The sequence below is a fragment of the Pseudogulbenkiania sp. FW507-F1 genome, assembly GCF_058781125.1.
In genome coordinates, this window is sequence record NZ_JBYSWM010000005.1 from 1 (window position 1) to 19,716 (window position 19,716).

The 19,716-nt window shown below is 60.4% G+C and carries 15 protein-coding genes; 5 read left to right on the forward strand and 10 right to left on the reverse strand.

Going from position 1 to position 19,716, the window contains the following annotated elements:
* Positions 1-436 precede the first annotated feature (436 nt).
* From AC3WG5_RS04405 to AC3WG5_RS04415, 3 genes are read right to left on the reverse strand one after another with little or no spacing between them, the layout of a single operon-like run.
* A complete protein-coding gene (locus tag AC3WG5_RS04405; RefSeq protein WP_492567938.1) occupies positions 437-1,975 on the reverse strand; it encodes a DHA2 family efflux MFS transporter permease subunit in 1,539 nt (512 codons plus the stop codon).
* A gap of 12 nt (positions 1,976-1,987) precedes the next feature.
* Positions 1,988-3,127: an HlyD family secretion protein gene (locus AC3WG5_RS04410; protein ID WP_492567939.1), complete on the reverse strand. Its 1,140-nt coding sequence runs from the start codon at positions 3,125-3,127 to the stop codon at positions 1,988-1,990.
* A gap of 36 nt (positions 3,128-3,163) precedes the next feature.
* Positions 3,164-4,540, reverse strand: coding sequence for an efflux transporter outer membrane subunit (locus AC3WG5_RS04415; RefSeq protein WP_492567940.1), 1,377 nt, complete (start codon positions 4,538-4,540; stop codon positions 3,164-3,166).
* 147 nt (positions 4,541-4,687) lie between these two features.
* On the opposite strand from AC3WG5_RS04415, the gene AC3WG5_RS04420 reads away from it, so the two are divergent.
* Entirely contained in the window at positions 4,688-5,305 is a 618-nt protein-coding gene (locus AC3WG5_RS04420; RefSeq protein ID WP_492567941.1) for a TetR/AcrR family transcriptional regulator, read from the forward strand.
* Positions 5,306-5,351: 46 nt separating this feature from the next.
* On the opposite strand, the gene AC3WG5_RS04425 is transcribed toward AC3WG5_RS04420, so the two are convergent.
* Complete coding sequence (locus tag AC3WG5_RS04425) at positions 5,352-5,990, reverse strand: TetR family transcriptional regulator (RefSeq protein WP_492567942.1); 639 nt, start codon at positions 5,988-5,990, stop codon at positions 5,352-5,354.
* Between the two features lie 373 nt (positions 5,991-6,363).
* On the opposite strand from AC3WG5_RS04425, the gene AC3WG5_RS04430 reads away from it, so the two are divergent.
* From AC3WG5_RS04430 to adeC, 3 genes are read left to right on the forward strand one after another with little or no spacing between them, the layout of a single operon-like run.
* A complete protein-coding gene (locus AC3WG5_RS04430; RefSeq protein WP_492567943.1) occupies positions 6,364-7,548 on the forward strand; it encodes an efflux RND transporter periplasmic adaptor subunit in 1,185 nt (394 codons plus the stop codon).
* Positions 7,549-7,563: 15 nt separating this feature from the next.
* Positions 7,564-10,773 carry an efflux RND transporter permease subunit gene (locus AC3WG5_RS04435; RefSeq protein ID WP_492567944.1) on the forward strand — a complete coding sequence of 1,070 codons (3,210 nt, stop codon included), beginning with the start codon at positions 7,564-7,566 and terminating at the stop codon, positions 10,771-10,773.
* Entirely contained in the window at positions 10,766-12,232 is a 1,467-nt protein-coding gene (adeC, locus tag AC3WG5_RS04440; protein ID WP_492567945.1) for an AdeC/AdeK/OprM family multidrug efflux complex outer membrane factor, read from the forward strand. The genes AC3WG5_RS04435 and adeC overlap by 8 nt, the downstream gene beginning before the upstream one ends.
* Positions 12,233-12,353: 121 nt before the next feature.
* Here the strand turns inward: adeC and AC3WG5_RS04445 are convergent, their stop codons facing one another.
* The 6 genes from AC3WG5_RS04445 to AC3WG5_RS04470 all read right to left on the reverse strand — a co-directional run bounded on the left by AC3WG5_RS04445 (position 12,354) and on the right by AC3WG5_RS04470 (position 18,883).
* Positions 12,354-12,974, reverse strand: a complete 621-nt coding sequence (locus AC3WG5_RS04445; protein ID WP_492567946.1) for a methyltransferase family protein — start codon at positions 12,972-12,974, stop codon at positions 12,354-12,356.
* Between the two features lie 111 nt (positions 12,975-13,085).
* Positions 13,086-14,960: an asparagine synthase (glutamine-hydrolyzing) gene (gene asnB, locus AC3WG5_RS04450; RefSeq protein WP_492567947.1), complete on the reverse strand. Its 1,875-nt coding sequence runs from the start codon at positions 14,958-14,960 to the stop codon at positions 13,086-13,088.
* Between the two features lie 4 nt (positions 14,961-14,964).
* The gene (locus AC3WG5_RS04455; protein WP_008952834.1) at positions 14,965-15,924 is read right to left on the reverse strand and encodes a glycosyltransferase family 2 protein; all 960 of its coding nucleotides are present in this window, start codon (positions 15,922-15,924) and stop codon (positions 14,965-14,967) included.
* Between the two features lie 50 nt (positions 15,925-15,974).
* The gene (locus AC3WG5_RS04460) at positions 15,975-16,313 is read right to left on the reverse strand and encodes an EamA family transporter (protein ID WP_008952835.1); all 339 of its coding nucleotides are present in this window, start codon (positions 16,311-16,313) and stop codon (positions 15,975-15,977) included.
* The gene (locus AC3WG5_RS04465; protein ID WP_492567948.1) at positions 16,310-17,254 is read right to left on the reverse strand and encodes a class I SAM-dependent methyltransferase; all 945 of its coding nucleotides are present in this window, start codon (positions 17,252-17,254) and stop codon (positions 16,310-16,312) included. Before AC3WG5_RS04465 ends, AC3WG5_RS04460 begins: the two co-directional genes overlap by 4 nt.
* A gap of 45 nt (positions 17,255-17,299) precedes the next feature.
* Positions 17,300-18,883, reverse strand: coding sequence for a hypothetical protein (locus AC3WG5_RS04470; protein WP_492567949.1), 1,584 nt, complete (start codon positions 18,881-18,883; stop codon positions 17,300-17,302).
* A 247-nt stretch (positions 18,884-19,130) separates the two neighbouring features.
* Here AC3WG5_RS04470 and AC3WG5_RS04475 point away from each other — a divergent pair, with 247 nt between their 5' ends.
* The gene (locus AC3WG5_RS04475) at positions 19,131-19,340 is read left to right on the forward strand and encodes a Flp family type IVb pilin (RefSeq protein ID WP_482581398.1); all 210 of its coding nucleotides are present in this window, start codon (positions 19,131-19,133) and stop codon (positions 19,338-19,340) included.
* Positions 19,341-19,716 lie beyond the last annotated feature (376 nt).

Below are 19,716 nucleotides of genomic sequence, written 5' to 3' on the forward strand. Positions count from 1 at the left end.
CCGATTTTGTTACCCAACATTATATAGCAACGATTATGTAAATAATCATTGCATATTTTTATATTGTCGTATTTATTACATGTTATACGTAATATACATTAAATTTCAAGATAACCATGCCAAACAGCCCAGTGCACCGGTGCAAGCAGGTAAATCAATGCAGGAATTTGTCGTGCTAAGGATGAGAACAGCCAGGTCGAATGGCCGAGCCAAAATGACGCACAGGCCACTGTCGAGCACGCAATCGGAAGAGGAAATAGTGAGAAGCGATGGCGCAGGACACACCAGAAACGGCAGGGCTTGTACGGCAGGACGGGCGTCCCACCAGCGTCGTTTAGAATCTATCAATGCGAGAGCAAGAAAGGTCTTTTGCCTTGGGCACGCTCAAGACCTTTCTTGAACACGGACGGCCTCAGCCGCCCGCCAGACAACGTTACTAATGAACGTTGCTGGTATCCGCCACCTTGGTCGGACGCGGTGCCAGCCAGATCGCGCACGCCGCAATCACGAACGACAGCCCGCTCAGCCAGAAAATCTGGTTGGTCGAGAGCATGATGCTTTGCGACTGCACAAACTGGTCGATCATGCCCCGGGCGGTTTCGACACTCATGCCGTTCTGCGCCAGACTCTGCAAAGTCTGCCCGGTCGCATCGACAAAGCCAGATAGTTCCGCCCGATTGTAGGAGGCCTTATCCTCCCAGGAGGTCGTCACCAACGACGTCGCAAAAGCGCCGGATAGCGTCCGCAGGAAGCTCATCAACCCCGCGGCGGAAGCCATCTCCTCGGTCTCCACACTCGCCATGGCCAGCCCGGTGAGCGGGACGAAGAAGAAAGGCATGCCGAGCCCCTGGAACAGCAAGGGCAAGGCCACCTGCCAGAAACCCATATCGGAGGTGCCGAAGCTACGGAACAGCGTCACACCGCCAAGCCACATCACGCCGAAGAACACCAGCGGCCGCGGGTCCATCTTGGTCGACATTTGTGCCGCGATCGGCGCGGCGATCACCGCCAGGATGCCGCTCATGGCCGTGGCATAACCGGCCTGTGTGGCGGTGTAGCCCATATAGCTCTGCAGCCATTGCGGCGTCAGGACCGTGGCACCAAAAAACGAGCCGAAGGCCAGCGAAATGGTCAGCACGCTGGCCCAATACCCACGATGGCGGAATACGCGCAGATTGACGATGGGGTTGCTGGCCGTCATTTCCCAGATCATGAAAGCGGCAAACCCGATGACGGCGATGATCGCCAGGGCCACGATCTCGGGAGACGAGAACCAGTCGAGATTCTTCCCCTCGTCCAGCATCAGCTGCAAGGCCGCCACCCAGGCAATGAGCAAGGCCAACCCGACGGCGTCGACGGGCAGCTTGATCAGCTTGCCCTCAAAACGCTTGAGCATCTGCCAGCCAAAGTAACTGCACGCAATCGCGAGCGGCGCATTGATGAAAAAGATCCACGACCAGCCCACCTGGTCACAGAGATAGCCTCCCAGAATCGGCCCCATGATGGGTGCCACCAGCGTGGTCATGCTCCACAGACCAATGGCAGCACCGGCTTTCTCTTTCGGGAAAATCTGCTGCAGCAAGGTCTGGGACATCGGCATCAACGGGCCACCGGCCAAACCCTGCAATACGCGGAACAGCACCAGCAGCTCGATCGAGTTGGCAAAACCGCACAACACCGAAAACAGCCCGAACAGCAGCATCGAGACGACGAACAGGCGCACCGTGCCGAAGCGGGCGGCCAGCCAGCCCGTCAAAGGAACGATGATGGCCTCCGCCACGGCGTACGAGGTGATGACATAGGTACCCTGGCTGGCTGACACGGCCAATCCGCCGGCAATATTGGGCACCGACACATTGGCGATAGTAGTGTCGAGCACCACCAGGAAGTTGGCGGCTGCCAGCATCAATGCAGCCAGCCACAGCGCCCCGCCTTCGAGCGGCTTGGTCTGTGCAGCAGCGACGTGAGCACTCATGACAAGACCCCTTTAGAGATTGCTGGCCGTATCGACGGTGGCAGTCATGGACAGACCAACCTGCAACGGGTGAACCTTCAGTTCGGCTGGATCGAGCTCGATGCGCAGCGGCAGGCGCTGCACCACCTTGATCCAGTTGCCGGTGGCGTTCTGGGCCGGAATCAGCGAGAACGCCGAGCCCGAACCGCCGGAGAAACCCACCACCTTGCCGTGGTACACCACGTCGGAGCCGTAGATGTCCGAATGCAACGTGACCGGTTGGCCGACCCGGACCTTCTCCAACTGCACCTCTTTGAAGTTGGCATCCACGTGCACCTGCTGCAGCGGAACCACCAACATCAACTGCGCACCGGACTGGATGCGCTGCCCCACCTGCACCTGGCGCTTGGCCACCACGCCGTCGATCGGGGCACGAATGACGGTGCGCTCCAGATCCACGCGTGCCTGATTACGCTTGGCACGAGCCAGGGCGACCTCCGGATTGGTATCGACGGTGGCGTTCGCGGTCAACGTCTGATTGGCCTTGAGCGAGCCCTGGGCCGCCAGCTTGTTGGCCTCCGCCTGAGCCAGCGCCGCCTTGGCGGCCTCCAGGGCAGATTGGGCGGTGTCGTAAGCCGTCTTGGCATGCGTCAGCTCTTCACCCGATACCGAGCCGGATTTCGCCAGTGCCTGACGACGCTCCAGGTCGATCTTGGCCCGCTCCAGATCACTTTGCGCGGAGCTCAACTGCGCCTTGGCGCGCAGCAGTTCGGCATCGCGAGCGCTGACCTGGGCCTGCAGGCCATCGTCGCTGGCCAAATAGCCTTTGACCTTACGCTCGGCCCGCGCCAGTTCGGCCTCGGCCTGCTCCAGGGCCAGTCGGGCATCGGTGTCGTCCAGCTCGACCAGGACATCGCCCCGTTTTACCGCCTGGGTGTCCACCACCTTGACGGCGCGGACGTTGGCGCTGATGGACGGCGTCACCTGGGCGATTTCGGCGGCGACATAGGCGTTGTCGGTTGTGACGTGATGCGAGGCGACCAGCGTCCAGTAGGCACCATAGGCCGCAGCGGACAGCGCTACCGCACCGCCCAGAGCGAGGAACAGTTTCTTGCGCTTGGCCGCATTGTCGATTTGAGGAAGCGGCGCGGTGGCAGTCAACGTTTCAGACATGATGAATTCCTTGGATTATTGAATTGGTGTCGGTTGTCATGCCGCGCGATAACCGCCACCAAGGGCGCGGATCAGAGCGACATCGAGACTCAGGCGGCGGGTCTGCAGATCGCTCAGCGAGCGGCGGCTGGCAACCACGCTGTCTTCGGCAGTCAATACGTCCAGATAGGTAGCCAGACCACCCTGATAGCGGTTACGAGCGATGCGCAAGGCATCCTCGGCCGCCGCCAGCGACTCCTGCTGTGCCGACAGCCGGCCATCGAGTGCCGCCTGGCTGCTCAAAGCATCGGCAACATCCTGCAATGCGTGATTGAGGGTCTGGTCGTAATTGGCGACGGCTTCGTCGTACTGGGCCCGGGCGATGCGGTACTGGCCTTGCAGCTGCCCCCCCCGGAAGATCGGCAGGCTGATGGCTGGGCCGAAACCGGCAATACCGGAGCCGGCCTTGGTCAACAAGCCCAGCCCCAAGGATTGCGCCCCGACATAAGCCGACAGGTTGATATTCGGGTAGAACTCGGCCCGCGATTGATCGATCCGTTTGGCCGCCGCCTCGGCACGCAGCCGGGAGGCGGCGAGGTCCGGGCGGCGCCCGAGCAGATCGGCGTGGAGTTGCGCGGGAACCGTGATGTTCTGTGCCAGGTTGATTGCCGGCCGCTGGATGCGATCACCCCGCTCCGGCTCGGCCCCCATCAGGGCGGCCAGTTGATGCCCCTGCAAGGCGATGGATTCTTCGATGGCCAGCAGCTCAGCCTTGGCCGAGGCGGAGCGGGAGTCTGCCTGACGCACCGTCCCCAGCGTTTCCAGCCCTTGCTGTTGCCGCTCCCTGATCAGCTGCGCGCTTTGGGTGCGGATCTCGAGGGCCTGCTGTGCCGCATCCCGTTGGGCGTACAAGTGCGCCAGTTCGGCATAGGCCGAGGCAATGGCGGTCGACAAGGTCAGGCGCGCCTGCGCCGCATCGGCTTCGGCCGCCGCCTGCTCGTTGGTGGCCGAAGCCAAGGCCGAGCGGTTTTTGCCCCAGAAGTCGATTTCGTAGCTCAGGTCGAGCGTGGCCCGGACAGAGTTGTTGAGCCCCTGTGGCACGAATGCGGCCGGAACACCGTTGTTGTAACTCTGCTTCATGCGGCTCAGCGAAGCATTCACCCCCACCGACGGCAGCGTGGCGGCACCAGCCTGCTGCGCCGCGCCGATGGCCTTGCGCACCCGCGCATCAGCAGCAGCCAGGTCGGGCGCATTGCGAAGCGCCTCGTCGATCAGCTGATTCAACTGGGCATCGCCGTAGTGCTGCCACCAGCTGGCGTCGAGTTGGACCTGCCCCGCATTTGAGCTGGCGCCCAGGGATTTGGGTTGTGGCAACGGGCCGAGATCCGGCACGCTGGCGCAGGCGGCCAAGGCGAGTGTGATGGCCAGAGGCATGGCACGTCGCAGCAAAGCCGTGGGTGATGAAGCGCTCATGACTGGTGATATCCTCATAAACTGAACTGTACGGTTTAGTTATAACTTGACAGATTTCTGCCGTCAAGCAAAACTGAACTAGTTGGTTCAATTTTGAGGCGCCATGTTGTGAGAGTAAAAAGCGAGGCAAAGCGGCAAGGCATCATCGATGCGGCCGCCGAGATATTCATGGAGCAGGGCTTCTCCGCCACCTCCATGTCGGAAATCGCCAATCGGGCGGGCGGCTCCAAGGCCACCCTGTACAGCTACTTTCTGTCCAAGGAAGAGCTGTTTTGCGAGGTCATGCGGGACTTGTGCGCCGCGCGGGTACAGCCGGTCTTTACCGTGCTGGAGACTGGGGAACAGTTGGCCGAGACGCTGGAGACGTTCGCAATCGGCTTTCTACGGGAGATTCTTAGCCCCGACCTGCTGGCGATTCGCCGCATGATGCTGACAGAGGCCGGGCGATCCAACATCGGGCAACTGTTTTACAACGAGGGGCCCAAGGTTGGCCGAACCAGAATCGCCCATTACCTGGAGCAACAGATGCAATTGGGGCTCCTGAAGCAGGCCGACCCATGGCGTGCCGCCCTGCATTTGCTGGCTCTGCTGACATCCGAGCTGGCCGATGAGTGCTTGTGGGGCGTCAGGGAAAAACCGACCGACCAGGAAATCGCCGAGCATGTGCGCTCCGCGCTGACGGTATTTTTTGCCGCTTACGGCACTCAACCCATCTCTCGGGAGTGACGCCACCGGAGGCTGATGCCAGGTTCAGGCGCGCCGGGTCGTTACTTCAGGGGCGGCGCATCGCAGGACAGGATTTGAGCATTTCACAGTAGCCATCCAGCAGGTTTGCGGCCTCGCCTTCCAGGTCGAAGCTCTCGGGGCTGAACAGCCAGTTGCCCATCAAACCGCTAACCAAGGCATGCAGCATGATGTCGGCGCGAGCGATGTTGAGCCCGGCCGGCAACTGGCCCAGCTCAACCGCCCGCTGCAGGATACGGCGGATACGGTCGGTACAATCTACGAGGCACTCTTGTTGGCGCTGCAGCACCGGCCCCATGTCGTTGGTGAGTTCGCACTTGTGATAGAGCACATCGAACACGCGCCGGCGCTGTTCGTTGCGCACCAGGCTTTGCAGAATGCTCAGGCAAGCAGCACGCAATTCACCAAGGGGATCAGGATGTTGCGGATTGTCCACCACGTCAGCGAACAGGGTTTCGATCGGCAGGCTCACCCGGTCGACCATCGCCGTGAACACATCCACCTTGTTTTTGAAGTGCCAATAGATCGCACCGCGTGTCAGCCCGGCGGCGGTGGCGATATCTGCCAGAGAGGTACATGCCACCCCCTGCTCGGCGAAGACCCTCTCGGCCGTGTCGAGAATCAGGCTGCGTGTTTCCAGTGACTCTTCTTTAGTTTTGCGGGCCATCAAGCCTCTCCCGAACTGGCAAGGCGTTCATAGCGCCCCACACGTCATAGACATACATTCATGAATGTATATATACTATCAGCCAGCTTGGTAATTTCCCAGCACCCCGTGTAATCCACTTTATTAGTGTGGTTTTAATAGCCTGGTGATGTGTCTTATGGCTGCTGCCATCGCACTAAGGCAGAGCGGCCTCCCCGCCACTGCACTCGCATGGTTGACGCGCCATCCAGATGTAAGGATCACCAGAAAATCGCATAATTAGGATATTTGCATTTCCAGACGAGAAGCAGGCCGGCTGTCTCCCATAGCCCGTCTCTCTCGGGTCTTCGACTTAGCCATACCCAATCACCCACTTGAGTATCGGGAGCGTTCCATGCGCATCAATAAAAACTCCTCATTGCGTCTGGTCACAGCCGCAACCCTTGCGGCGGTAGCCGTCCTGACCGGCTGCGGCGAGAAGCAGCAGACGCCGCCCCCCGGCGCGGGTCAACCACAGGAAGTCGGCGTCGTCACCGTCAAGCAGGAAAGCCTGGCTCTGTCGACCGAGCTTCCGGGCCGACTGAATCCTTATCGAGTATCCGAAGTACGCGCACGTGCAGCCGGCATTGTGCTGAAACAGGTTTTCCATGAAGGCAGCGACGTCAAGCAGGGTGAATTGCTGTTCCGTATCGACCCGGCCCCCCTCCAGGCAAGCCTGCTGAGCGCCGAGGCGTCGCTGGCCAAGTCGGAAGCGGCGCTGGCCCAGGCCAAATTGCAAGAGGGCCGCTACAAGGAGCTGGTTGCGGTCAATGCAGTCAGCAAGCAGGATTACGACAACGCGGTCGCTGCCGTGAAACAGGGGCTGGCCGACGTGGCCGCCGGCAAGGCGGCGGTGCAGACCGCCAAGCTCAATCTGGGCTATACCTCGGTGACGTCGCCGATCCCCGGCCGCATCGGCAAGGCCCAGGTGACGGAAGGTGCACTGGTTGGCCAGAACGAGCCCACCCTACTCGCCACCGTGCAGCAACTCGATCCGATCTACCTCGACTTCACCCAGTCGAGTTCCGACATGTTGCGCCTGCGCCGCGCTTTCGACAGCGGCAAGCTGGAGAGCGTGGCACCGGGCCAGGCCAAAGTCCGCCTGGTCCTGGAAGACGGTACGGAGTACCCCCTGACCGGCAAGTTGCTGTTCTCGGATGTGACGGTGGATCAGAGTACCGGCATGGTCACGCTGCGCGCCGAGTTCCCGAACCCGAAGCATGAGCTGTTGCCCGGCATGTACGCCCGCGCGCGCCTGGCACAGGCGGTCGACAAGGCGGCGTTGACCATTCCGCAACAAGCGCTGCAGCGCGGCCAGGGCGGCAGCGCCTCGGTGATGCTGGTCGGCGCCGACAACAAGGTGGTGGCGCAACCCGTGAAGGCCGAAACGGCGGTCGGCGACAAGTGGGTGGTCACCGAAGGCCTGAAGGCCGGCGACAAGGTCATCGTGCAGGGCCTGCAGAAAATCCGCCCCGGCGCTCCGGTGAAACCGGTTGCGGCGACCTCTTCCGCCCCCGCCTCGGCCGTCCAAGGTCAATAACGGAGACCGCTCAACATGCCTAAGTTCTTTATCGATCGCCCGGTCTTCGCCTGGGTGATTGCCCTGTTGATCTTGCTGATCGGGGGGCTGTCGGTGGTCAAGCTGCCGGTGGCACAGTACCCCAGCATCGCGCCGCCATCGGTATCGGTGAGTGCCACCTACGCCGGTGCCTCGGCGGAAACACTGCAAAACTCCGTCACGACGGTGATCGAGCAGCAGATGAACGGCATCGACGGCCTGCTGTACATGTCGTCCAACAGCCAGTCGTCCGGCCAGGCCACCATCACGCTTTACTTCCAGCCCGGCACCAACCCGGACATCGCCCAGGTCCAGGTGCAGAACAAGCTGCAACTGGCCATGCCGCGCCTGCCGACCGAGGTGCAACAGCAGGGGGTGAAGGTTGCCAAAGCGACCCGCAATTACCTGATGTTCGTCACGCTGTCGTCGACGGATGGCAGCGTGGATGCGGTAGGGCTCGGCAACTACATCTCGTCCAGCCTGCTCGACCAGCTGAGCCGGGTGACCGGCGTAGGCGAGGCCAATCTGTTCGGCTCGGAGTACGCGATGCGCGTATGGGTGAGCCCGGACAAGCTCAACAGCTTCAAGATGACCACCTCCGACATCATCGCCGCCATCAAGGCACAGAACGTGCAGGTGTCGGCCGGTGAGCTGGGCGGTCTGCCTGCCATCAAGGGCCAGCAACTGAACGCCACGATTCGGGCGCAAAGCCGTTTGTCGACCCCCGAGCAGTTCGGCAACATCCTGCTGCGCGTCAACAAGGATGGCTCGCGTGTGCTGCTGCGCGATGTGGCTCGCATCGAGCTCGGTGCGCAGACCTTCACCACCAAGGCTTACGTCGACGGCAAGCCGGCGGCGGCAGTCGGCATCAAGCTGGCTCCTTCGGCCAACGCCCTGGCCACGGCACAAGCAGTACGTGACAAGGTCAAGGCATTGTCCCCGTACTTCCCTGCGGGGGTGAAGGCCGACGTGCCGTACGACACCTCGAAATTCGTCAAGATTTCGATCGAAGAGGTGGTGAAGACGCTGATCGAAGCCGTGGCGCTGGTCTTCCTGGTGATGTACCTGTTCCTGCAGAACTTCCGTGCCACGCTGATTCCGACCATCGTGGTGCCGGTCGCACTGGCCGGTACGCTCGGTGCGATGGCGGCGTTCGGCTTCTCGATCAACGTGCTGACCATGTTCGGCATGGTGCTGGCGATCGGCATGCTGGTGGATGACGCGATCGTCGTGGTGGAAAACGTCGAGCGCATCATGAGCGAGGAAGGCCTGCCGCCGCGCAAGGCGACGCGCAAGGCGATGGAGCAGATCACCAACGCGCTGATCGGCATCTCGCTGGTACTGACCGCGGTGTTCATCCCGATGGCGTTCTTCGGCGGTTCGGTGGGGGCCATTTACCGGCAGTTCTCGCTGTCGCTGGTGGCGTCGATGGTGTTCTCGGTGCTGTTGGCACTGACTCTGACCCCGGCCCTGTGCGCGACCCTGCTGAAACCGGTCGACGCCGGCCATCACCACGCCAAGAGCGGCTTCTTCGGCTGGTTCAACCGCAGCTTTGCGGCCAGCACCAACAAGTACCAGGGGGCGGTCGCCAAGATCATCCACAAGACCGGCCGCTATATGCTGCTCTACTTCGTCATCATCGGCGTGGTGGCGCTGCTGTTCGCGCGTCTGCCTTCGTCGTTCCTGCCGGAAGAAGACCAGGGCTACTCGATCACCATGGTTCAGTTGCCGACCGGAGCTACTGCGGAGAACACCCGCGGTATCCTGGAGAAGGTGGAGCAGTATTACCTGAAGCAACCGGAAACCGCGCACTCCATCGCTGTGGCCGGCTTCGGCTTCAACGGCAACGGCCAGAACCTGGGTTTGGTGTTTACGCCGCTCAAGGACTGGGACGAGCGCAAGGCCAGCGAGCACCACGTGCAGGGCGTGATCGGACGGGCCTTCGGCTTCTTCTCGCAGATCAAGGACTCGATCATCTACCCGCTCAACCCGCCGCCGATTCCGGAACTGGGCAACGCTACCGGTTTCGACTTCATGCTGCAGGACCGTAACGGCCAGGGCCACGACAAGCTGATGGAAGCGCGCAACATGGTGCTCGGCATGGCGGCCAAGGACCCGCGCCTGGCGGGCGTACGTCCGCAGGGCATGGAAGATGCGCCGCAGTTCCAGGTCACCATCGATCAGGAAAAGGCCAGCTCGCTGGGTCTGTCGCTGGCGGACATCAACAATACGCTGAGCACCAACTTCGGTTCGTCCTACGTCAACGACTTCACCAACGGCACCCGCGTGCAGCAGGTGATCGTGCAGGCCGATGCGCCGTACCGGATGCAGCCGCAGGACATCGAGAAGCTGTTCGTGCGTAACGCTTCCGGGACCATGGTGCCGTTCTCGGCCTTTGCCAGCGCCAAGTGGAGCTACGGCTCGCCGCGCCTGGAGCGCTACAACGGCGTGCCCTCGATGGAAATCGTCGGCACCGCAGCGCCGGGCAAGAGCTCCGGTGAGGCGATGCAGGCGGTCGAGGAAATCGTCGCCAAGCTGCCCGCGGGCTTCGGCATCGAATGGACCGGCCAGTCTTATGAAGAGCGCTTGTCCGGTTCGCAAGCGCCGGCCCTGTTCGCGATCTCGCTGGTGGTGGTGTTCTTGTGCCTTGCCGCGCTGTACGAAAGCTGGTCGATCCCGTTCTCGGTCATGCTGGTGGTACCGCTTGGCGTGTTTGGCGCGCTGCTGGCAGCACACCTACGCGGCCTGCCCAACGACGTCTTCTTCAAGGTGGGCTTGCTGACCACGATCGGCCTGTCGACCAAGAACGCGATTCTGATCATCGAATTCGCCAAAGACCTGCAGGCACAGGGCAAGAGCGTGATCGAAGCGACGCTGGAAGCGGTTCACCTGCGGCTGCGCCCGATCCTGATGACTTCGATGGCCTTCGTGCTGGGCGTGCTGCCGCTGGCGATCAGCAATGGCGCCGGCTCGGCGAGCCAGCACGCCATCGGTACCGGCGTGATCGGCGGCATGCTGTCGGCCACGTTCCTCGCTATCTTCTTCGTGCCGGTGTTCTTCGTGGTCGTACGCAGCCGCTTCAAGGGCAGTGAGCGTCAGCGCAAGTTCTACACGCACCATATGGAAGACGAGGACGCGGCGGTTGCGACGGTGCCGGTGACGGTTGAAACGCGTAACGCGGACCAGGAAGGAAAACACCATGACTAAATACACCTTGCCCGCCCTGCTCGCCGCCACGCTGCTCGCTGGCTGCTCTTTGGCCCCGACCTACCAACGTCCGGCGGCGCCGGTGGCCGGGCAATGGCCGAGCGGACCGGCCTACGGCGGCGATACCGCCACCCAGGCGACCAAAGGCAATGCCGCGGACATCGGCTGGCGCGAGTTCTTCGCCGATGCACGGCTGCAAAAGTTGATCGAGCTGGCCCTTGCCAACAACCGCGACCTGCGGGTGGCGATGCTGAATGTCGAAAAGACGCGCGCGCAGTACCAGATTCAGCGCGCCGATCTGTTCCCGGCGATCGACGCCACCGGCAGCGGCACGCGCCAGCGTCTGCCGGCCGACCTGTCGAGCAGCGGACGCGCCGGCGTGAGCGGCAAGTACAGCGCCTCCGTCGGCTTCACCGCGTACGAGCTTGATCTGTTCGGGCGTGTGCAGAGCCTGAAGAACGAGGCGCTGGAGCAGTACTTCGCCAGCGGCGAGGCGCAGAAATCGGCGCAAATCTCGCTGGTATCGGAAGTGGCGAGCCAGTACCTGACGCTGCGTGCGCTGGACGAGCAGCAGAAGGTGGTCACTGACACGCTTACCGCCCAGCAGAGCTCGTATGACCTGACCAAGAAGCGCTTCGACGTCGGCACCGTCACCGCCCTCGACCTGAGCACCGCCGACAGCCAGGTGCAAACCGCCAAGAGCAATCTGGCGAGCCTGATGCAGCAACGCGCCCAGGCCGAGAATGCGCTGGTGCTGCTGGTGGGCCAGCCGCTGCCGGCCGACCTGCCGCAAGGCAATGCGTTCGATGCCCAGGGCCTGCTGGCGGATCTGCCGGCCGGCCTGCCGTCCGACTTGCTGGAACGGCGCCCGGACATCGCCCAGGCCGAGCACCAGCTGAAGGCGGCGAATGCCGATATCGGCGCGGCGCGCGCGGCATTCTTCCCGAGCATCTCGCTCACCGGCAGCTACGGCACCGCGAGCAGCGAGCTCAGCAATCTGTTCAAGGGGGGACAGCTCGCCTGGAGCTTCATTCCGCAGATCAACCTGCCCATCTTCGACTGGGGGAAGAACGCGGCCGGGCTGGACGTCTCCACCACCAGCAAGAAGATCGCGGTGGCGCAGTACGAAAAGTCGGTGCAATCGGCCTTCCGCGAAGTGTCCGACGCGCTGACGGCGCGAGCCATGCTGGAGCAGCAGATCGCGGCGCAAGAGGCGCTGGTGAAGTCGGAAACCCAACGCTACCAGCTGGCCGAGCTGCGCTACCGCAATGGTGTGGACAGCGCACTGACGCTGCTCGATGCCCAGCGCTCGCTCTACAGCGCACAGCAAGGCCTGATCCAGGCCCGGCTCGCGCGGCTGACCAACCAGGTGACCCTGTACAAGGCGTTGGGTGGCGGCTGGCTCGAACACTCGGCCGCCACGGGAGAGGCACCGCCCAAGGCGGGCGCCCCCTCCTAGTGATAGGTATCCCGCCCGCCGACAGGCGGTTCAAGCAAAACGCCATGAGCAAGGCTCATGGCGTTTTTTTGTCAGCTCGCACCCGATCGCATAACGTACAACGTTGGCCGAAGCCTATCTTCTAGTACACGAAGGGGATCAGGCGGTAGCGTACCGTCTGCATATAGTCCCGATACGCCGGATCGAGCGCCAGATGGCGCTCCTCACGGACGATGCGGGTAAACAGCAACACCAGCAACAGGGCATAGATCAGCACATTGGTCAGGGACGTGTTTTGCAGCACATAGCCGGCAAAAACCAGAAAGTAGCTGGCATAGATCGGATGACGCACGATTCGGTACATCCAGGCCGTCTTGAGCTCCCGTTTTGCCGCGACGATGGCAAAGCTACGGTTCAACGACAGCAAGCCGACGATCTGCAATACCGTCCCGGCCAACACCAGCACGCTCGCCGCTGGCATGACACCCCACGGCGCGGGCCGAAACAGCATCGGCAGAAAACTGCCGGCCACGCCGATCAGCCAGTCCGCAGGAGCTAGGGAGATGGTCTTGGGGCTGCTGCGCACGAAAAAAAGCACCGCCGTCAGCGTTTCTGACAAGACCACCACCATCAGAGCAACGTCATGGGTCTGCTGAAACCGGGTCAGATGGGCGTAAGAAAATAGCCACCAGACCAGTGAAAAAGCCGCCCCGACATACAGATTGAAGCGCTTTGAATACAACAGGCCCGTCAACGTGTCCATGACCAACCCCTTCCGTTCGTCAAACAAGCTCTGGCGGGAGAACCGTATCCCCCCTGCCGCCCCTCTTCGGGGCGTGACTCGCCACGCCAGAGAGATTCATGCACACCCGCACTACATCAACGCCCCGTCGGCACGCGGCGGCACCACCATGCCCAACACCCACTGGCTCCAAAGAAAGGAATGATGGTTTTTCCGATGACACGCGTGATCGGCAAAGGCCGCATCGATAAAGTCGTTGTTGAGACAGGACAGGCCGGACTTTTCGGAGAACAGACTCCTGCCCCTCAGCCACTGGGCGACCGGTGCCGCGAAGCCCTGTTTCGGCCGACGCAGGGTGTCCCTCGGCAAGAAAGGCTCCATCGCTTTCTTCAGGATGTACTTGGTTTCGCCGTGCCGGATCTTGTAGTCGGACGGAATGGTCCGTGCCAGGTTGACGACATCGATATCCAGAAACGGCGAACGCAGCTCCAGCGAGTTCATCATGCTGGCGCGATCGGTTTTCGCCAGAATGTCGTCCTGCAGATAGATATCGGTGAAAAACTGCAGGGTCCGATCGACCGGATCGGTTTGCGAGCAGCGCTCCCAGGCGTCGATCGCCTCGGAGAACACCTCGTCGAGGTCGACCGGCTGCTGGAACAACTCGGCGAACTCCTGCTCGTCGAGCGGGCACATCCATACCGGATTCCACAGCCGGGAGGGATAGCCGACCCCACGGATGGCCCGTTTCAGCTTGAAGTCGAGGCTCATGTAGCCATCCAGCACCGGCAGGTGGCTTGTCAGTAATTGGATCACCTGATGTACCGGCCTCGGTACGGCCTTCTGGTAAAAGCCCGCCCACTTCAGGGCCCGAAACGGCGCGTACCCCCCGAACAGCTCGTCGGCGCCATCGCCCCCCAACGCCACCGTCACGCGCTCGCGGGCAAAGCGGCACAATAAATAAGTCGGCAGCAGCGAGCTGTCGCCCGTCGGCTCATCCAGCCGCCTCACCACCTCGGGCAGCAACGCCCTGGCGGCCTCGCACCGCAAGATCTGCTCATGATGCTGCGCCTCGATGTGTTCCGCCATCTGGCGCGCATAGCCCGACTCGTCAAAGCCCTTCTCGTCGAACCCGATACTGAACGTCTGCAACTGGCCCGGCTCGAGACGGCGGGCCGCCAGCGCGGCCACCGCCGACGAGTCGACCCCGCCGCTGAGAAACACGCCCACCGGCACATCGGCCACCAGGCGCCGGGCAACGGCCTGGTCCAGCAACGCGGTCAGCTCTTCTTGGCACTGGCGTTCGAAGCCGGCAGGGCGCGTTTCGGTAGGCTCGAGAACGAAGGACCAGTAGCGCTCTACCTCGACCACCCGCTCCTGCAGCGCAAAGGAGAGCGAGCACCCCGCCGGCAGCTTGAAAATGCCTTCGTAGGGTGTGTGCGGCGCCGGAATGTAGCCATAGCCGATGTATTTCTGGATGGCCCGGGTCGACACCATGGCGGTGACATGCGGATGCGTCAGCAGGGCGGTCAGTTCGGACGCAAAGACCAGAGTGTCCTGCTGAAACGTATAGTAGAACGGCTTCTTGCCGAAACGGTCACGGCTGCAAAACAGCCGCTGCCGGGCCTGATCGTAAAGCGCAAACGCCCACATGCCGTTGAGCTTGTGCGTCAGTGCCTCTCCCCACTCGCGGTAGCCATGCAGCAGCACCTCGGTATCGGAATGGTCGGTGGTGAAGACGTGCCCTGCCCGCTCCAGTTCGGCGCGCAATGCCTGATGGTTGTAGATTTCACCGTTGAACACCACCCCCAGGCGGCCGTCCGCAGTCCACATCGGTTGATGGCCATCGGCGAGGTCGACAATGGCAAGCCGCGTATGGCCGAGATACACCCCTCGGCCCCGGTCACACCACGCCCCTGCCCCATCCGGCCCGCGATGACTCAACAGTCGGAGCATCCGCGACAGATCCTCGGATGTGCCCTTGCCCACGAACCCGGCGATGCCACACATCGGACTACCCCTGAAGGCCGTGCGGCTTGATGTTGCAGGTCTTGCCGATCAGATACACGGTCTTGCCTTGCGCCTCGTAATAAGTACGGATCAGCACTTCGGCCAACAGCCCCATCAGAATGCACATGAAACCCGAGATACCTGCCATCACACCCAGCAGCGGAAGGGGCGTCGAAATCAGGGAAACGCCTTCGACAAACTTGAGGTACAGCGCCCAGGTCACCACCAGCAGGCTCACAGCGAGAATCACGACGCCGACCGAACCGAACAAATACATGGGTTTGCCGGAATACTTGGCCAAAAACTTCACCACCAGCAGGTCGAGCAGGACCTTCACCACCCGGCTGATGCCATACTTGGACACCCCGTTCTGACGGGGATGGTGCTGGACCGGAATCTCCGCGATCCTCGCCCCGAGGCAGCTCGCATAGATCGGGATGAAACGGTGCATTTCGCCGTACAGGCGGATGCCTTTGATGATGTCCTTCCGGTACGCCTTCAGCGAGCAACCGTAGTCATGCAGGTGCACCCCGGATACGTACGAAATGATCCCGTTGGCGACCCGGCTCGGAAGCGTACGGTTGAAGGGGTTGTCTTTTCGATCCTGGCGCCACCCGGAAACAACATCGAAGCCTTGTTCCAGTTTCTCCAAGAGGCGCGGGATGTCCTGCGGATCGTTCTGCAGGTCGCCGTCCATGGGAATGATGACGTGGCCTTCGGCATAATCGACCCCCGCCATCATCGCCGCGGTCTGGCCGAAATTGCGGCAGAACTTGATCACCTTGACCGACGCATTTCGTGCCGCCAGCTCTTCGAGCTTGTCTTGGCTGCCATCGGTGCTGCCATCGTTGATGAAGATCAGCTCCCAAGGCTGCCCCAATCTCTCGAGCACTGAAACCGCCTGCTCGTATAGCGCGGTGAGATTGTCCGCCTCGTTATATACAGGCACGATAACCGAGATCATAAGCACCTCTCGCTCAAGGTAAGCACGGCGCAACGTTGATGACGTCAAACTCAGGTGATGGTCCGCCCGACCAGCACGATTCCGGAAAAGATCAACCCGATCCCCAGCAGCCTGGTAGCACCAATCGGCTCACCCAGTACCAGATGCGCGGCAATAATCACCGCGACGAACTGCATTGCCGCCAGCGATTGCGCCACGTTCAGCGGCAGCACCCGCAACACGACGATGTACAACAGCGCCGCCAGCCCGAAACATACAAAGCCCAGGACGATCTTGATGTTGAGCAGCCCAAGCAGTCCGCCCTCCGCACGCATCGCCCCGGATTTAAAGAAAAGGTTGGCCGAAACCGTGAGCAAGACCATCGCCAGATAACAGGCAAGAATCTTCATGACTGTGCCCTCTTCGGCTTCTCCGCCATGCCGATCACGATCAGCCCGGCATGTCGGAGCCCGGGAATCCTGACCGTCCAACCATCCAGTTTCGCCATCAGTCGCGTCAGCGCTCGAATACCCGGCAGGTAGCGAAACAGGCGATTGAAGACCAGCACGTCACTGTTCATCAGCAGGCAATAACCCAAGAACCCATGGGTTTCCCAGTGCTTCAGCTCCAGGCCCGCCTGGGTTAGTACTGGAGCCGTTTCCTCATAAAGCAGAGGCCGTTCGGTCTTTTCATCGAGTGCGGGTGACAGCCAGTAGATGAGCGCGCGCAGCCAGCGCCACAGGAAGAAGTCGCTCACCGGCTCGCGCCAGTAGAAGCGCCCGCCCGGTTTCAACACCCTGCAGATCTCACCGAACAGACGCTCCCGGTCGTTGACATGGTGAATGCCGCCAATGATGAATACGCTATCGAAGGTGGCATCGTTCAGCGGCAGGTTGGTGGCGTCACCCTGGATGAAGCAGTAGCGCTCATCGTCCAGATGCCGTCGCGCCACCGCCAGCATCGAGGCGGAGATATCGACGCCGACCCCGCTGCCGACCCGCCGACCCAAAAGACGAAACGCCTCGCCACTGCCGCAGCAGATTTCTGCCGTCACCGCCAGTTCGGCATCCGAGACCACCCGATGAAAGGCATCGTCCAGATGGGCCATATACTCCTGTGTATGGGGATAACCGAGATTTTCGAGATACTGCGCATGAACCTTCTCGAAATGCGCCTGCTGCCGCTTGGCATCCTCGGTGCACAGGGTTTCGGCAAACAGGGGAATTCCGGAGGCATTGACCCGGTAGCAATTGGCGCCATCAGAACTCGACAGGCCCTGCCCGTCGTATTCCAGCACACTCCCGGAACTGGGGCAGCGCATCATCCGGACAAACTGCGAGTTGAGATTCATCGCTCCCTCCCCCAAACCTGACTGGACCCTTTTGCGGCATCCGCCTCAGCCCCGACCACTGTTTTGGCCATATCGGGCAATGAGCGTCTGATACTTGCTAACGTTTCTGAGCAAGACGGAATGCTTGCCATCATCAAAAACGGACTTGAAGCTTCCGTCCGCCAGAATGAGCTGCCGGATCGGCGCCGAGCTGTCGCACACGACATAATCGATGCCGTAGCTGGCAAAGTGCTTTTTCCAATCCTTGTCACCCCGATAAGTTGCCAGGTAGCGATCCACAAAGCCCTTTGGGTAGATGTCCGTTCTGCCGTAGATAAACACACGCTGCTGCGGGTACAACCGGTAAATCAGGTAGCCGCCGTAGTGGTAGGTATTGAACATGCGCCCTTCGATGTGGTTGGCCAGGATGAAATCCACGGCTTTCACCGGCATCAGCTCAGTCAGAGATTCTTCCGCAAGGTTTTTCCGCGAAGGGTAGATCAGGGCAATCGCCAGCAGGGCAAATATCAGGAGCAACAGGTTCATCACTCCTTCCGCCCCACCAACCTGCCTGTTTCCCGCAGCCCAGGCCTTTCCGGCCCTAGCGGCCAAGGGATGTGGAGCAACGCTTGCCCGTTGGATCGGGAATCGAAGTTTGTGCAAACCCTCAGATACCGGTAGATCCCGGTAGAACAGCGCAAAATGCGGGGCCATAGCGAGTGCGGCTAAAGGCAAGTTCCTCACCGAGATGAACGCGCCCGCGATGTAAATCAACGACACACCGGCTTCGGTCAGGTCGGGCTTCCTGCGCGAATAGACCATGGTCAGGAAGAAAATGAACACCATGGTCAAAAAGTACTGGAACAGCCATTGGTGAAAGCTGGGCGACTGCCATTCGGTAATGAATTGCATATCGCCCGAGGCCACAATGGCATTGTAAGGATAAAGCCAGTAGCTGAACCCTTGCGGGTTGATTGCCGTCGCAAGCAGCCCCAGCAGCACAACCAGGGAGAGTCGTGTCAGCCGTGAAACGGCAATACAGCCTGCCGCATCGCGCCAGCAATACTTGGCCCATTCCGCCGCCGTGAACGCTGCCATCAACACCAGACCGAGGAAGAAGCCGCCGTGCAGGTTGGCCCACAGCAGCATGATGAGGGGTATCCACCCCAGCCCCCGGTCAGAGGCGCAATACTTGAAGCGGAACAGTACCCTGAGCAACAGGGCGAACAATAAAAAAGTAAAGATATGGGGCCGCGGGGCCAGCAATCCCATGAACACACAGAACAGCAGAATCGCCAGGGCCGCCTTGCCCTCATCCTTCAGGACGTCAAGACAGGTCTTGTAGCTGACGACCCAGCACGACACGTAAACGGAAGTGGTAAACAACCACACCGCTTTCAAGCCGCCCAGCCGGAACAACTGGTACAACAGCCATTGAGACAACCACTCGGAATTGACCCAGGAATGCCCAAAATTGGTATAAGTGAACACATCATGCCAGGGCAATTGCGAAGAGCTAGCAATAAGCTCGCCCGTTTTGAGATGCCAGTAAAAATCTGGGTCCTCAAATCTGGGGAAAAACCCGACCACCATAAACATGACGATGAAAATAACGATCGGCAGCGTCAAAAACCCTTTCAAGTAAGCCATCTCTTTAAATCCCCCCGTTATTTTTATAATTGATTTGTCAATCGCACCCGTTTCACCCTTGAGATGCACTATAGTGCATGACAAAACATTATCAAGAGCTTGACACCCATTTGAGAACAGCCTAAACCATAGTGCATGTCATACCCGAATACATGGCCACACAACATTCAAGCAACCCGCCAGTAATTCAATAAGCATTATTAACAAATGTCATTTATACCAAAACCATAAACAGGCGCTTTCAACAATGAGCCAAGCCTCCATGTCAAAACTAAAAAGCATTCTGACGTCACTCTTCAATGATAAAGAAGGTGTCACCAGCATCGAATATGCATTATTGGGGTCCTTGATCGCCGTGGTGATCCTGTCGTCTGTACTGGGGCTTGGAACCAACTTGGCAGCATTGTTTGCGAATGTGGCGACACAGATTGCGGATGCCATCGGCGGCGCCCTATAGCCAGACCGCCTCCCGGCCAAAGCTTAATTCATAAAGGCACCGGACAATCTATCAAATCGTGATAGATGGGACCGGGGTTTTGTGGAAAGTCAAAAGAAATGCAAATGGAGAATAAAAATTTGCGATTCATCTTGCATCGCAAACAAGTTGTACTAAATTGGGTTTAACGGAGGGCTCTTTTACGCAATTAGCAAGCCAAGCAATGCCGCCAAAAAGCAACTTATGCAAATAGACTATTTTTAACGGCGAAAATAATACCATCCGGGTTGAGCTGCAGCTGTAAGACACGGTTTTTTTATGCCCTAATTTAAAACAAATGCAACGAAGTATGCTTAGCAGAAACTTCACAATATTGACTGCTGGAAGGCGGCCCAAG

Excerpts from the sequence above, each read along its gene's own strand:
- AC3WG5_RS04405 (WP_492567938.1), bottom strand. The coding sequence starts at position 1,975 with ATGAGTGCTCACGTCGCTGCTGCACAGACCAAGCCGCTCGAAGGCGGG.
- AC3WG5_RS04410 (WP_492567939.1), bottom strand. The coding sequence starts at position 3,127 with ATGTCTGAAACGTTGACTGCCACCGCGCCGCTTCCTCAAATCGACAAT.
- AC3WG5_RS04415 (WP_492567940.1), bottom strand. The coding sequence starts at position 4,540 with ATGCCTCTGGCCATCACACTCGCCTTGGCCGCCTGCGCCAGCGTGCCG.
- AC3WG5_RS04425 (WP_492567942.1), bottom strand. The coding sequence starts at position 5,990 with ATGGCCCGCAAAACTAAAGAAGAGTCACTGGAAACACGCAGCCTGATT.
- AC3WG5_RS04430 (WP_492567943.1), top strand. The coding sequence starts at position 6,364 with ATGCGCATCAATAAAAACTCCTCATTGCGTCTGGTCACAGCCGCAACC.
- AC3WG5_RS04435 (WP_492567944.1), top strand. The coding sequence starts at position 7,564 with ATGCCTAAGTTCTTTATCGATCGCCCGGTCTTCGCCTGGGTGATTGCC.
- adeC (WP_492567945.1), top strand. The coding sequence starts at position 10,766 with ATGACTAAATACACCTTGCCCGCCCTGCTCGCCGCCACGCTGCTCGCT.
- AC3WG5_RS04445 (WP_492567946.1), bottom strand. The coding sequence starts at position 12,974 with ATGGACACGTTGACGGGCCTGTTGTATTCAAAGCGCTTCAATCTGTAT.
- asnB (WP_492567947.1), bottom strand. The coding sequence starts at position 14,960 with ATGTGTGGCATCGCCGGGTTCGTGGGCAAGGGCACATCCGAGGATCTG.
- AC3WG5_RS04455 (WP_008952834.1), bottom strand. The coding sequence starts at position 15,924 with ATGATCTCGGTTATCGTGCCTGTATATAACGAGGCGGACAATCTCACC.
- AC3WG5_RS04460 (WP_008952835.1), bottom strand. The coding sequence starts at position 16,313 with ATGAAGATTCTTGCCTGTTATCTGGCGATGGTCTTGCTCACGGTTTCG.
- AC3WG5_RS04465 (WP_492567948.1), bottom strand. The coding sequence starts at position 17,254 with ATGAATCTCAACTCGCAGTTTGTCCGGATGATGCGCTGCCCCAGTTCC.
- AC3WG5_RS04470 (WP_492567949.1), bottom strand. The coding sequence starts at position 18,883 with ATGGCTTACTTGAAAGGGTTTTTGACGCTGCCGATCGTTATTTTCATC.
- AC3WG5_RS04475 (WP_482581398.1), top strand. The coding sequence starts at position 19,131 with ATGAGCCAAGCCTCCATGTCAAAACTAAAAAGCATTCTGACGTCACTC.